This window comes from Janthinobacterium sp. GMG1 (assembly GCF_034427795.1).
Lineage (GTDB): Bacteria > Pseudomonadota > Gammaproteobacteria > Burkholderiales > Burkholderiaceae_D > Janthinobacterium.
This window is the reverse complement of record NZ_JAXQNT010000006.1, coordinates 98,943-113,156: the sequence shown is the minus strand read 5'-3', so window position 1 is coordinate 113,156 and position 14,214 is coordinate 98,943. Positions and strand designations below refer to the sequence as shown.

Genomic DNA, 14,214 nt, shown 5'->3' with positions numbered 1-14,214 from the left:
CGCGGCGCCTGCCGCCCGCATCGCGATCCTTCGACTCTTGCAAAGGAAACATCATGAAAATACCTGCCCTGTTGGCCGCCGCCTTGCTCGTCACCCTGTCCGCCTGTAAAAAACCGGCCGAGGCGCCCCTGCCCGAAACGGCGCCCAACCCCGCCTCCACCCCACAAGTGATGCCTGCCCCCGTCACACCAGCCATGCCGGAAGCGGGTCCCGGCAGCACGACGCCGCCTGCGCCGCTGACCGATCCCGCCACCGCGCCCGCCCTGCCGCCCGCCACGGCGCCAAAGTAAGGCCGGCGCACGGCATCAATACCGGCGCCCGCGCGGCGCCATCCCTACTCCACGGGGGAGTTACGCGTTGCCAGCCTGTTTGCAACGCGTTTTTTTACGATTGGAGTCGGCCACGCCCTGAAGGTTCACCGGCATGCTGCCCCGCCAACCCACCTCGAAGCGGCCACCCGGAAATGCGGCTATCCGCACAGCCTTTCCCCTCGCCGTGCGGAAAGACGGAATCTCGCCATTTCCCATTTTCAATAGATTCAAATTAAACCTTTATAAACAATCACTTGCAATAAACGCCAAAATGCGCTCCACTGGCACGGAAGATGCTTTTATATTTTCATAACCGCCATCAGAGCGGCAGCCTGACCCACTATATAAAACCATCTACCTTTTGGAGACAACAGCATGGCACGCACCTTCCGCATCTCGTCCTTCCTGAACACCAAGGCACTGACCGTGGCCGTCGCACTGGCCGCGCAATTCCCGCTGGCCGTCCATGCGGCCGACCTGGTTCGCCTGGGCAACCTGAAATTCGCCCATTACGGCGCCGTCGCCTACATGAAGGAAATCGCACCGAAATACGACTTGAAAATTGAAGAGCGCATCTTCGCCAAGGGCCTCGACATCGTACCAGCCATGATCGCCGGCGAAATCGACGTGTCCGCCAGCGCGCTGGAAGCGGCCATCACGGGCCGCGCCACGGGTTTGCCCGTGTACCTGGTGGGCGGCTTCGCCAAGGGCGGCGTGCAGATCGTCGGCCGCCCTGACCTGAACATCAAGGGGATTGCCGACCTGAAAGGCAAGAAAGTCGGCGTCACGCGCGGCGGCCCGCAGGAAATCCTGCTGTTTGCCGAACTGACCAAGGCCAAGCTGACCTGGTCCGACAAGCCGGGCAAGGACGTGCAGATCCTGTACATGGGCTACCCGGACTTGAACCAGGCCCTGCTGACCAAGGACATCGACGTCATGAGCCAGTCCGAGCCATACTCGACCCAGGCGATCCACAAGAAATACGGCGCGGCTATCATCAAGCCTTACGACACGCCGCTGGGCGAGCCCGTGCGCGCCCTCGTGATGACGGAAAAAATGTACAAGGAAAAGCCGGCCGTGGCCCAGCGCTTCATGGATTGCTTCGTCGCTGCCACGCGCGCCTTCCTGGCCGACCCGAAACTGGCGGAAAAATACGTGCGTGAATCGATGTTCAAGAACCAGATCACGACCGACGATTACCGCGACGCCATCGACAACGCCATCTTCACGGAAGACATCACGCAAAGCCACGTGCAGCTGACCACCGACTACATGGTGAAATTCGGCGTGGGCCGCATGGCCAAACCGCCTGCCGCCAAGGATTGGGTCAAGCTGGATCTGCTGGAAAAAGCCAAAAAGTCCTACGCACCTCGCTAATCTGAAAGTATCACAATGAATATTCAAATGATGAAACGCTTCGCGCACGGTGCCGCCGTGCCCGTCGCCGTGCTGCTGCTGTGGCAAGCCATGTCGACATTCGGCTGGATCAACCCGCAAATCCTGCCCTCGCCCGTTGCCGTGCTGGTGAAGTGGTATGAATACCTGGTGCCGATGGAAGCCTACACGCCCGAAACGGGCAATTACCTGGTGTGGATGTTCTCCGGCGAATTGCCGCATGACGCCTGGGCCAGCCTGTCGCGCGTGCTGGGCGGCTTTGCCATCGGCGCCGGCCTGGCCTTGCCATTGGGCTTGCTGATGGGCACCAACAAGACCATCTATAAACTGTTCGACCCGCTGGTGCAGGTGCTGCGCCCGATTCCGCCGATCGCCTACATTCCGCTGGCAATCCTGTGGTTCGGCCTGGGCAATCCGCCCGCCTTCTTCCTGATCAGCATCGGCTCCTTCTTCCCCGTGCTGATGAATACCATCGCCGGCGTACGCCAGGTTGACGGCATCTACATCCGCGCCGCGCGCAACCTGGGCGCCAGCCAGATGACCATGTTCCGCCGCGTCATCCTGCCGGCCGCCACGCCGTACATCCTGGCCGGTGCGCGCATCGGCATGGGCACGGCCTTCATCGTCGTGATCGTGGCGGAAATGATCGCTGTCAACAGCGGCCTCGGCTTCCGCATCCTGGAAGCGCGCGAGTACTTCTGGTCCGACAAGATTATCGCTGGCATGTTTACCATCGGTCTGTTCGGCCTGGCCATCGATATGGCCATGAATGCCCTGAATAATCATTTGCTGCAGTGGCACCGCGGCCTGGAACACTAAGAGGAACGGCCATGACCACGATCAATATCAATGCAGTCAATAAAATCTTCACCACGGGCGGCGCGGACGTCATCGCCCTGAAGGATATCAACCTGGAAATCGCCAGCGGCGAGTTCATCTGCCTGCTGGGACCATCCGGCTGCGGCAAGTCGACCCTGCTCAACGCCATCGCCGGCTTTTCGCAGCCGACGTCGGGCCAGATCCTGGCCGGCGGCAAGCTGATCACCGAACCCGGTCCCGACCGCGGCATGGTGTTCCAGGAATACGCGCTGTTCCCCTGGATGACCATCGAGAGCAATATCGCTTTCGGCCTGGAAATCGCCGGCAAGACGCCGGCCGAGATCAAGGAACGGGTCGACATGCTGCTGAGCATGCTGGGCTTGACGGAATTCCGCGCACGCTACCCGAAAGACTTGTCGGGCGGCATGCGCCAGCGCGTGGCGATTGCCCGCGTGCTGGCCCTCGATTCGCCGATCATGCTGATGGATGAGCCGTTCGGCGCGCTGGACGCCTTGACGCGGCGCAACCTGCAAGATGAATTGCTGAAAATCTGGAAAGTCTTCGGCACCACCATCGTTTTTGTGACGCACTCGATCGAGGAATCGATCTACCTGGCCGACCGCACCATCGTCATGACCTACCGTCCCGGCACCATCAAGCGCGACGTGGCCATCGACCTGCCCCGCCCGCGCGATCCGAGCGACCCCGAGTTCAACCGCTTGAAACGCATGCTGGGCGAGATGGTGATGGAAGAGCAGCAGCGTCATCACAATGCGGAAACGATGGCAAGTACCGCCGATTAGTGGCTGGTAGCGTCTGACCAAACCTACTGCGCGGCGCGCTTTGCGGCCGGCGATGCTCACCGTACTAGAGTACGGTTGCGCTTCTCGGCCACAAATCATCGCCGCTCGCTACGGTTTTGTCAGACGCCGAATATTTGCATGTCATATATAGATCAGGATTCGCCGATTCAAGGCGAATCCCACCGTACACTACAATACCGCCTTGGCGGCCCTCGCGCGCTTAACCCGACACACGGAGCACCATGGCATTCGGCAAACGGACCCTGAGACCCGCGCTCGGCCCCCTGCTGGCCGTGGGGTCGCTGGTCGTGCTGACGTGGGCGTCGTACGCCTGGGTCAAGCAGCGCCAGCTCGATGAATTGCACCGCACGCTCGATTCGCGCGCGGAACTGTATGCGGCATCCATCGGCGGCGCCCTCAACAAGTACGAATTCCTGCCCCTGGCCGTGGCCCAGAGCGATGCCGTGGCGCAATTACTGGAACAACCCAGCGCCGACAAGGTCACGCAGATCAACGCCTACCTGGTCGACATGAACCGCCGCGCGGGCGCCTTTGCCGTCTACGTGCTCGATGACAAGGGCACGACCCTGGCGTCGAGCAACTGGCAAGACCGCAGCTCGTATGTCGGCGTCAACTACGGTTTCCGGCCCTATTTCAAGGATGCGTTCGCGGGCGGCATCGGCCGCTTCTACGGCATCGGCGCCTCGACCTTCGAGGCCGGCTATTTCATTTCGCAACCCGTGCAGCGCAACGGGCGCATCATCGGCATCGTCGCCGCCAAGGTCAACCTGGACTGGATCGAGCAATCGTGGCGCACACCGGGCGCGGGCGAACAGATCTGGGTCAAGGATGCGAATGGCGTGCTGATCCTGGCCACCACACCCGCCTTCAAGTTCAAGACCCTGGCCCCGCTGTCGGCGGACGCCAAGAACAACATCAGCGAACAGCGCCAGTTCCTGCAAGAAAACCTGCCCATCTTGCCGCACCGGCTGCGGCGCCAGTTCGCCGATGGCGCCAGCGTGATGACCCTGGAACGTCCGCAGACGGGCGATACGCCCGCCCTGTCCGGCAGCGCAGACTATCTGGCCGTGAACCGCGCCCTGGGCCCGCTGCAATGGCAAATCACCGTGCTGGCCGAACTCGACCAGGTCGACGAAGCGGCGCGCAACGCGGCCATCGCCGCCGCGCTGGGCTGGGCCTTGCTGCTGCTGGCCCTGATGTATGCTCGCCAGCGCCGACGCCGCATCGCCGACAAGCTCAATGCGCAGCAAACCCTGGCGCGCGCCTATGAACAGCTGGAAATCAAGGTCGAGCAGCGCACGGCCGACCTGGTGCACGCGAATGGCCGCCTGCAAGCCGAGGTGGCCGAGCGCGAGCGGGCCGAACAGACCCTGCGCTATGCCCAGGCGGAACTGGTGCAAAGCGGCAAACTGGCCGCCATCGGCCAGATGGCGGCCGGCGTGACGCACGAACTGAACCAGCCGCTGGCCGCCCTGCAAACGTTTTCCGACAATGCCAAGGTGTTTCTGGCACGCGGGCGCATCGACGATGCGCTCGATAACCTGTCGACCATTTCCGACCTCGTCAAGCGGCTCGGCTATGTGACGTCGCAATTGAAGGGCTTTGCGCGGCGCAGCGACGATGCGCGCAAGCCCGTCAGCGTGCGCCAGGCATTTGCGCAAACCATGCTGCAAATCCGCACGCGCAAGCATTCGCAGCGCCTGACCCTGCATGAAAGCTGGCTTGAGGACGACATCATCGTGCTGTGCAACGCCATCGGCCTGGAACAGGTGTTTACCAACCTGATCACCAATGCCATGGATGCCGTGCCGGAAAGCGAGCCCGTGCAGATCTGGTTCCAGGTGCGCCGCGAAGGCGACCTCGCCGTGCTGCATATCACCGATAATGGCCCCGGCATCCCGCTGGCCTCGCTCGACAAGATCTTCGACCCCTTCTATACCACCAAGGAACACGGGCTGGGCTTGGGATTGTCGATCAGCGCAGGCATACTGCGCGCGGCCGGCAGCGCCCTGGCCGTGCGCAACCGCAGCGCGCAGGAAGGGGGCGGCGCGCAATTTACCATCACCCTGAGCTGCGACCCGGGGGAAAAGAATAGAGAGACAGGGGAAACACCAAATGCACGAGAATAATTTTGAAGGCATGCAAGTGCTGCTGGTGGAAGACGATGCCGTCGTGCGCAAGGGCGCCCGGCAATCGCTGGAACTGGCCGGCCTGCAAGTGACGGCCGTCGCCACGGCCGAAGAAGCGCTGCCCTACCTAGTGCCCGAATTTGCGGGCATCTTATTGAGCGACATCAAGCTGCCCGGCATGGATGGCTTGAAACTGCTCGATATCGCCGTGGCGCAGGATGCCAGCCTGCCCGTCATCCTCGTCACCGGCCACGGCGACGTGTCGATGGCCGTGGGCGCCATGCGCCGTGGCGCCTACGATTTCATCGAAAAACCGTTTTCCGCCGACTTGCTGGTGGAAGTGTGCCGCCGCGCGCTGGATAAACGCCACTTGGTGCTGGAAAACATGAACTTGCGCCGCCAGCTCGAGCAGCGGGTCGGCATCGAAGCGCGCATCGTGGGCCGCAGCGCGGCCATGGCCAAGGTGCGCCAGCTGGTACTGAACCTGGCGCCCAAATCGGCCGACATCATCATCCTCGGTGAAACGGGCACAGGCAAGGAACTGATCGCCCGCTGCCTGCACGACTTCAGCGAACGGCGCGACCACCCGTTCGTGGCGATCAACTGCGGCGCCCTGCCCGAGTCGATCTTCGAATCGGAACTGTTCGGCCACGAGGAAGGCGCGTTTACGGGCGCGCAGCGCCAGCGCATCGGCAAGATCGAGTACGCGAACGGCGGCACCCTGTTTTTGGACGAAATCGAAAGCATGCCGCTGGCCCTGCAAGTCAAGCTGCTGCGCGTGCTGCAGGAACGGCAGGTGGAGCGGCTCGGCTCCAATAAATTGATTTCCGTCAATTTCCGCGTCATCGCCGCGGCCAAGGAAGACTTGAATGTGCTGGCGGAACAGGGCAAATTCCGGCCCGACCTGTATTACCGCCTGAACGTGGCCAGCCTGACCCTGCCTGCCCTGCGCAACCGGCGCGAGGATATCCCCTTGCTGTTCGAATTTTTCGTGCTGCAGGCGGCGCTGCGCTATGGCCAGCCGGCTGCCCTCGTCAGCGGCGAACTGATCTCCTCGCTGATGGCGCAGCGCTGGGCCGGCAATGTGCGCGAGCTGCACAACGTGGCCGACCGCTTCGTGCTGGGCTTGCTCGACGATACTCTGAGCCCGGCCGGCTGCCGCGAAGCCTCGCTGGCCGAGCAAGTCGACACTTTCGAGATTTCCATCATCGAGGAAGCCTTGCGCCGCCACAATGGCAACGTCATCGACGCGGCCGCCAGCCTGAATATTCCGAAGAAAACCCTGTACGACAAGCTCAAGCGATTTGATATCTCGACGGAGCAATTCCGATAATCAGTAGCAACCAGCCGACACAAGCATGAGGCCGCGTCCTACCCGTGCCGGCGGTATCCTGTGTGAGAATGCAAGCTCTTACTCATTTCTGCACAGGACACTGCCATGAAAACCGCCGCTCTCTTGTTGGCCGCCACCCTGATGACCGTCGGCGGCGCCTGGGTGCAAGCCCAATCGACGACGAATCTGAACCAGACGGGCAACCACACCAACAATACGAATGATCCGGGCCAGCAATCGGACCAGTCCGACAAACTGGACAACAAGGGCAAGCTGGTCCACGACGCCAAGCCCGCCAAGGCGCGCACGGACAAGCGCACGCGGCGCGGGAAGCCCACAGCGCCGCCAGCGTCCACACCGGCTGTGCCCAGCATCCCCGTCGCTCCCACGAAATAGTGTCAGCGCTGCGCCACGTTGCTTTCAGGCACGCTATCATCGCGCCTTTGCAAGATAGCCAGGAAAACAATGAAAGCAGCATGGTGTGGAATGATGGCGGCAGGCGTATTGGCCGCCGCGAGCGTACAGGCAGCGCCCACGGTGGGCGAGTGCATGGAACTGACGACGGGCATCAAGTTCAGCAAGAACAATGGCGACGCGCAAGTCAACGTCGAAGAAACCTTTGAAGGCAAGAAACAAAAGGGCACGCAGCTGATCCTCAACGGCGGCGTGCTGCTGGCCACGTCCTACCAGGACATCCGCGATGGCCAGGTATTTCTCACGGGCAACGTCCACTACAATGAAGACGGCACCGTGCGCAGCAAGAACGTCTACACGCCGCAGTCCGCCATCCCCGCCACCATGCGCCCCGGCCAGGAAGTGCGCGTGCAATTCACGGACAAGCAAACGAGCACGCACTACCCGCTGGCGGGCCTGTCCGACAAGATCACCACCTCCACGCGCACGGACGAGCGCAACTTTTCCATCACCTTCCTCGGCTGGGAACGCCTGGAACTGGGCGGCCGCCGCTTCCCCGACGCCTGCAAGTTCGAACTGCGCGACGTCGGTGGCAAGAGCAAAGGCAAGAGCGGCGAATACGTGTGGTACGCGCAAGGCTACGGCGTGATCATGACGGACAAGCTGGACAAGGATGGCGACGTGCAGCCCGCGTATCGCATCGCGCTGACGAAGATCATCAGTGCGCCGTAAGGCCGCCTTCTTTTCCGCAATGCTTGCGTAAACGCAATTAATCCGCCATCCCGCCCCTCTACACTGGCCTGTCTGGTCAGCATGGAGCGGCGATGGCCTATCCCAAACTTCCCTACACCAGCGGCAAGAACATCGCCCTGCTCCATTGCGGCCGCCTCAACGACGCCATCGTGCGCATCCGCCCTGAGCTGCCGGGCAACGTCATCGTCATCCATGGCGTGAACGACGTCGGCACCAGTTTTGGCGCCGTGGAAAAAGGACTCTGCCAGGGACTCGATGCGCGCATGTATGGCGGCGGCCACGTGCTCACCCCGGCCACCTACCGCCTGCCACAGGAGGCCGACAAGCGTGAAGTGATCGCCGATCCGGACGCGGTCTACTTCAAGCGCAAGCATGATGACACGACGTACAGTCCCGTCATCCCGTTCTACTGGGGCTTTCGCGAACAAGGCAACGCCAGCAAAATGGTCAACGGCCAGAATACGGACCGCTATGGCAACCGCCTGGACAAGGACATGTCGAAGAACGGCGGCCCGTTCGGCAATGCCACCAATACCTTGCCCGACATGTGGAACAAGGGATTATTCTCTCCGTACGACGTGGGCGGCGATCCCGTACGCCCTTTGAAGACGGCGCCGGGCCGCATGTACATGGTGCTGGCGGCCAAGCGCCTGGCCGCGCTCATCGCCATGATCCGCGATTACGACAGCAACGATGTCGTCTCCATCGTGGCGCACAGCCAGGGCTGTCTGATTTCGCTGCTGGCACAGGCCTTCCTGCTCGACGAGGGTAGGCGGCCCGCCGACACGCTGATCCTCACGCATCCGCCCTACAGCCTGGTGGAAGACACGACCATGTTCTTCGGCGCGGCGGAAACGAGCCGCATCTTTGGCGGCGGCCGGGATGCGGCGATGGAAAACCAGTACGACGCCATCAGCAATCGCCAGACCCTGCATGCGCGCCTGCAAACGCTGGTGCAGATCGTGCAGGGCGTGGTGGCAAAAAAGCACGCCACACCAGCCTTTGCGCAGATCAAGGATCACACCGTCTGCCATGGGATGGCGGGCGCGGCATGGCGCGCGGAAGCGGACCGAGACAACCGGGGCAAGGTCTACCTGTACTTCTGCCCCGAAGACATGACGGTGGCACTGGATAATATGCAGGGCATCGGCTGGCAAGGCATACCCGACCACATCGACGGTCATGGCCTGTCCAAAACCAAGGGCAAGACGGACAAAAGCATCTGGGGTGACGGTCCCACCTACTGGGACAAGGAATCCCAGCATCGCCAGCCGCTGGCGGAACTGGGCAAGGGATTTTACCAGCGCGTCTTCACCAACAAGCAACGCCTTGACGCCGCTGGCAAAAACAATGGGCCGGTGCTGGTGGGCCAACCGCCGCACGACTTCGCCCTGCGCCTGGATGGCGAGGACGACCATGCCCACGTGGCCGGCGCCAACCGGGGCCACCGCGGCAACCATGCCGAGTCACAGTGGCCGCCCGTCAAACCAAGTAAATGGAATATCTTTTCCACGGAAACGGGACGGCGCGAAGGCTTGCGTACGATCAATGGCGAAGCCTTGCGCGTACCCGGGAAAGCCGTGCTCGACGGCGGCGAGATCCGCCCTGGGCAATTCCCGAAGGAGTCCGACCAGGCCAGGCTGCCGCGCGACCAGCAAGGACCGTGCGAGGAGGTCGACCCGATCGATGCGGCCATCGCGGTAACCAGCAAGCAAGGTTTGCGCATGCGCAGGCAGGAAGTCATCGCCGATCCGCGTCCGAAGCAGCATCGCATTCCCGAATACGGCGTCGGCATGTTCGGCGCGGGCGAGCACGAGCAAGTGGAAAAGGCCCTGAACGTGGGCAAGGAAGCGGGCGACCAATGCAAACTCGACCGCGTCTCGCGCCATCCGGGCGGCGGCGACAAGCTGATTGTCGACCGCGAAGAAACGCCGAACGAGGCGCGCAAGCGCTGGCAGAACGAGGTCAGCCCAAAATCCTTCCACGGGGCCATCATCGGCAACGCGGAAAACCATCGCAACGTGACAGCATATGACGTGGCCATCGGCGGGGGCAAGGCGAGCAGCGATCCGAAGTTTTATCGGTATTTGTGTGCGGTGGCGGATTGGCGGCTGAAAACCGATGAAAAAATATCACGCCTATCGATATTGAAGTGGGATACCTTTGCAAAAAATTTCGCGGTTTACTTGTCTGCCGAGCCTGCGGCGCGTAAGGCAATTATCGTAGGTAATGCGCGCTATTACAGTTCGGGAGAACTTCCCGCTTGTATTCCCGCCCTACATGAGGGCCTGCCTTCCACCGTTGTATGTGAAATAGTCAACGGCAGGCGTACTGATTCAGTCGTCACGCCGGTCGTCCATAAAGCCAGCGACGAAATACCAAGATGAAAAGCTTATTCCTCCGCTTGCAATATCCGCTGTATGCAGTCGCCAGCGTACTGGCACTGCTATTGCTTTGGTCATTACTGATCAGCCCATCACCTTTCTTGCTGGAGTCCACGATGAGCAGCAAAGTCTTGAAGTACCTGCATGGGCTGTTGCTGATCCCGCCTCTCGTGGCAGCCACATTGCTAGGCTCACGCTGGCTGCACTCGTCCAAGCCTATGGTCGTCGCAAAGCCGCAAGTGCAGCAGATGGTGCCCAGCGAACAGGAAAAGCGGGAATATGTGCTGGAGGTTATCGGTCTCGGCGTCACCCTGGACAAATACCGACAAGGGAAATTGTGGGAAGCCCTGCAAAAGGGAAATGCCTATGCCAGCATCCGCGAACAAGATAAGAAGAAATATCCATGGAGCAGCCTGGACAAAGCAGGCACCAGTGGGGGACGCGCAGGCGACTCGCTCGAAAATGGCGCGCTGAATACCCCTATGTATTTTGCCGTGCCCATCTTTAACGCCGAAGGTCCCATTGCAGATCCTGCGCTGCAAGATACACCACACTCGCCCATTATGGGTCTGGCAGGTAGCACCGCCTCTTCCGGCATGCACTGGCATCTGTTTGTGGCGGGGCCACGACGCTTCGAGGAACATCCCGAGCATATTCTAGAAGATGTTTTCGCATTTTTTGACGCCCATCCTGACGTGCCATACATCATCTTGAATTCGCATGATGGCATGGAATCGCGCGATATCAATCGCAGTCCCAACACTCCCGAATTGCTCAAAGATGGCTACTATATACCCGAAATGCCCGACACCTCCGCCCTCTTCGTGCTGGCCCGGCGTGAACGCATCGATGCCGTGCGCAAGTTCGCCTACGATGACGCGCCGCCCGAGGACAGCGTCGATGACTTGAATACCTACGGTGTGGCGCGGCGCCTGTATCTGGCGTATGACGAATTGATGCGGGCCGTGCCGCACCCTGACAAAAAAGAAGACCCGAATGCCTTCACCCAGCGCCAGCCCAGCATCGCCGAATGGCTCCCCGTCGCCGCGCAATTCGCGCAGCGCCCCGACATCCGCGGCACAGGCAGCGTCAGCATGCTCGACAGGCTTCAGCACAAGACCTACCAGCCGCCGAAAGACTGGCAACCCACGCCCTGGTTTCCCTTGCCGTTCAACAAGGAGCAACTGGCGCAGCTGGACCGCCTGCCTACCTTCGGCTTCATCCACAGGCCCACGTTTGTCAAGATGACAGACAAGGATGGCAAGCCGCTCACGCGGCGCGATCAGCGCGAACAAGCCTTGCAGGCGGGCTGGCAGCAAACCTTGCGCAGCTTGCCGGAAGCCGAGCGCCCCGCCGCCCCGGCGCGCCTGGTCGCCGCCACCGGTGGCAATCAGGCGCAGCTGGTGGCGCTGCACAAGACCTTACTGAAACATGCGGAAGATGGCGGCACGGAACTCGACAGCGGCAACACCGCGCAGTGGATCGATACGGACCAGCGCCTGGGCAACACAGGAGCGGCCACCCTGTTCGTGCAAATGGCCATCGCCGTGATGGGCAGCTACCGCGATGGCGGCGTCAGCGCCGTGGTGAACCTGCGCAACCCGGATGAAGCGACCATCGTGCTGGTCAGCCCGCCGTCGGACGAAAAACGCCGCACGCAAAAGCATCCGCACGGCGGCGATGTGCTGCGGCACTACGTCACGCCAGCCATCGACCCGGCGAATTATCCATCAAACTGATTATTTACCCTGCACGGCAAGCTGTGCCAGCGCATTGCCCCGCACTTGGAACGCCACCTGCGCCACCGTCTTGCCGGCGCCGTCGACGAGCGCCAGCGCATGCTTGCCCGGCACGGGGCGCCAGCTGATGCTCTCAGCGGCCGCGCCCATGTCCTTGCCGTCGAGCATCCAGCGCAAGTCGCGGCTGCCCTGGGCCTGGAAGAAGACGCGCTGCAGGGCGGGCGGAATGTCGGGGTCGATGGCGAGGATGCTGTCTTCGGCCGGATACACGATGGCGGGCGGCTTCACGGTGTCGCCCAGCACGGCGATGACGGGGCTTTCCGTACCAAAGATAAACCATTCGCGGCGCGGCGCTTCCAGCGCGGGCTGGTACGCCACCATCTGCTGCAATACGCCTGGCGGCGCTTTCGGCGCATGGCTGGGCACGTTCCTGTGCAGATAGTCCATCACGTCGCGCCACACGGGCGCGGCGCCCGTCACGCCCGACACGTCCCACATGGGCTTGCCGTCGAAGTTGCCCACCCAGACGCCCACCGTGTAGCGCGCCGAGTAACCCATGCACCAGTTGTCGCGCATGTCCTTGCTCGTGCCCGTCTTGACGGCGCTCCAGAAATTCGTCCCCAGCTCGTTGCGCAAACCAAACGTCATGCTGCGCGCGGCGCGGTCGGCCAGGATGTCGCCCACGATGAAGGCGGCGCCTGCCTCCATCACGCGGCGCCTGTCCTTGCCCGCTTGCCCCGGCTGCAGGCTGGCGGTGCTGTACAGCCCGCCGTTGGCCAGCGCGCGGTAGGCGTTGGCCAGTTCCAGCAGGGTCACTTCGGACGAGCCCAGCGCCAGCGAGGGGCCGTAGTATTCGGCCGCTTCCGTCAGGCTGGACAGGCCCACGTCCTTCAGGCGATTGTAAAAGCCGTCCTGCCCCGTCAGCAGCACTGTACGCACGGCGGGAATGTTGAGCGAGCTGGCCAGGCTGGTGCGAGCGCTGACATAGCCCTTGAAGTTGCGGTCGTAGTTTTGCGGCGCGTACATGCCCGATGCCGTGGCGACATCGAGCGGCGAGTCGTCCATGACGGACGCGGCCGTCATCAGCCGGCGCTCGATGGCCAGTTCATACAAGAACGGTTTCAAGGTGGAACCGGCCTGGCGCAGGGCCGCCACGCCATCCACGTGGCTGCCGCCCGCATTGCCCACATAGGCGAGGATTTCTCCGCTGCGGTTGTCCAGCACGATGATGGCGCCATCGTTGACATTGCGCTCGCGCAATGACGCCAGCTGCTGGCGCAGATTTTCCTGTGCGAAGCGCTGCAAGGGGCCGTCCAGGGTGCTGGCGACTTGCGCACCCGGCTGTTTCAGCAACTGCTGCGCCACTTGCGGCGCGGGTGCCAGTTCCGCGTAGACCGCATTGCGCTGCAGGGCCGTCTGCACGCGCTGGCCGATCAGCTGGCAACTGCTGTCCATGCGCCACTCTTTCGCCAGCGCGCAGGCGCGGCGCGTGACGGTGGCCGGCGGCGCGTTCGGCGCCCGCACGAGGCTGGCCAGGATGATGGCGTCCGTCTGGTTCAGTCCCGACGGCGCCTTGCCGAACAGGCTGTACGAGGCGGACGCGATGCCTTGCAGCTCGCCGCGGAACGAGACCAGATTCAAATACGCTTCGAAAATCTGCGCCTTGCTCCAGCTGTCTTCGATAGCCTGGGCGGCACGCATCTGGTCCCATTTCTGGCGCAGGCTGCGTCCGCCCGAGGACGCCTGCAAATCCGCGTCCAGCTGGCCCGCCAGCTGCATGGTGATGGTCGAGGCCCCCCGGGGCTTTTTTGAAAACAGGTTGTCCCAGGCGGCCGTGGCCAGCGCGGACACATCCACGCCGCCATGACGCATGAAGCGCTGGTCTTCCGCCAGCAGCACGGCCTGTTGCACGGCCGGTGAAATATCAGCCAGTGGCACCCACGGCAAGCGCCGTACCTTCATATCCACGCGCAACGATTGCAGGGGCACGCCGCTGCGGTCCAGCAATTGCGCTTCCGAACTGCGGTACGCGGCCTGCACCTGGGCCGGCGTCAATATCGCTTCAGCGAAGACCGGGCCGGCCAACAGGCCGCCCATCAGTAAAACAAACCCT

At 62.3% G+C, this 14,214-nt stretch carries 11 protein-coding genes; 10 read left to right on the top strand and 1 reads right to left on the bottom strand.

Features of this window, described 5'->3' with window-relative positions; translation table 11 throughout:
* The first annotated feature begins 53 nt into the window (after positions 1-53).
* The 10 genes from SJI03_RS17145 (at position 54) to SJI03_RS17100 (ending at position 12,101) form a co-directional block, all read left to right on the top strand.
* The gene (locus SJI03_RS17145) at positions 54-290 is read left to right on the top strand and encodes a hypothetical protein (protein WP_099380438.1); all 237 of its coding nucleotides are present in this window, start codon (positions 54-56) and stop codon (positions 288-290) included.
* 396 nt (positions 291-686) lie between these two features.
* Complete coding sequence (locus SJI03_RS17140; RefSeq protein ID WP_099380439.1) at positions 687-1,688, top strand: ABC transporter substrate-binding protein; 1,002 nt, start codon at positions 687-689, stop codon at positions 1,686-1,688.
* A 27-nt stretch (positions 1,689-1,715) separates the two neighbouring features.
* Positions 1,716-2,525 (top strand): ABC transporter permease, encoded by an 810-nt coding sequence (locus SJI03_RS17135; RefSeq protein ID WP_369812242.1) that lies wholly within the window; start codon positions 1,716-1,718, stop codon positions 2,523-2,525.
* A gap of 11 nt (positions 2,526-2,536) precedes the next feature.
* A complete protein-coding gene (locus SJI03_RS17130) occupies positions 2,537-3,328 on the top strand; it encodes an ABC transporter ATP-binding protein (RefSeq protein WP_034786306.1) in 792 nt (263 codons plus the stop codon).
* Between the two features lie 242 nt (positions 3,329-3,570).
* The gene (locus tag SJI03_RS17125) at positions 3,571-5,478 is read left to right on the top strand and encodes a sensor histidine kinase (protein ID WP_099380441.1); all 1,908 of its coding nucleotides are present in this window, start codon (positions 3,571-3,573) and stop codon (positions 5,476-5,478) included.
* Entirely contained in the window at positions 5,465-6,811 is a 1,347-nt protein-coding gene (locus SJI03_RS17120; protein ID WP_070278602.1) for a sigma-54-dependent transcriptional regulator, read from the top strand. The genes SJI03_RS17125 and SJI03_RS17120 overlap by 14 nt, the downstream gene beginning before the upstream one ends.
* A 105-nt stretch (positions 6,812-6,916) precedes the next feature.
* On the top strand, positions 6,917-7,207 hold the full coding sequence (locus SJI03_RS17115) for a hypothetical protein (RefSeq protein WP_322427998.1): 291 nt from the start codon (positions 6,917-6,919) through the stop codon (positions 7,205-7,207).
* A gap of 69 nt (positions 7,208-7,276) precedes the next feature.
* Positions 7,277-7,957: a hypothetical protein gene (locus tag SJI03_RS17110; protein ID WP_322427997.1), complete on the top strand. Its 681-nt coding sequence runs from the start codon at positions 7,277-7,279 to the stop codon at positions 7,955-7,957.
* Between the two features lie 92 nt (positions 7,958-8,049).
* Positions 8,050-10,365: an effector protein Tle3 domain-containing protein gene (locus SJI03_RS17105; protein WP_322427996.1), complete on the top strand. Its 2,316-nt coding sequence runs from the start codon at positions 8,050-8,052 to the stop codon at positions 10,363-10,365.
* Between the two features lie 113 nt (positions 10,366-10,478).
* A complete protein-coding gene (locus SJI03_RS17100; RefSeq protein WP_322427995.1) occupies positions 10,479-12,101 on the top strand; it encodes a type VI lipase adapter Tla3 domain-containing protein in 1,623 nt (540 codons plus the stop codon).
* Here SJI03_RS17100 and pbpC read toward each other — a convergent pair whose 3' ends face one another.
* Entirely contained in the window at positions 12,102-14,198 is a 2,097-nt protein-coding gene (pbpC, locus tag SJI03_RS17095) for a penicillin-binding protein 1C (protein WP_322427994.1), read from the bottom strand.
* Positions 14,199-14,214 lie beyond the last annotated feature (16 nt).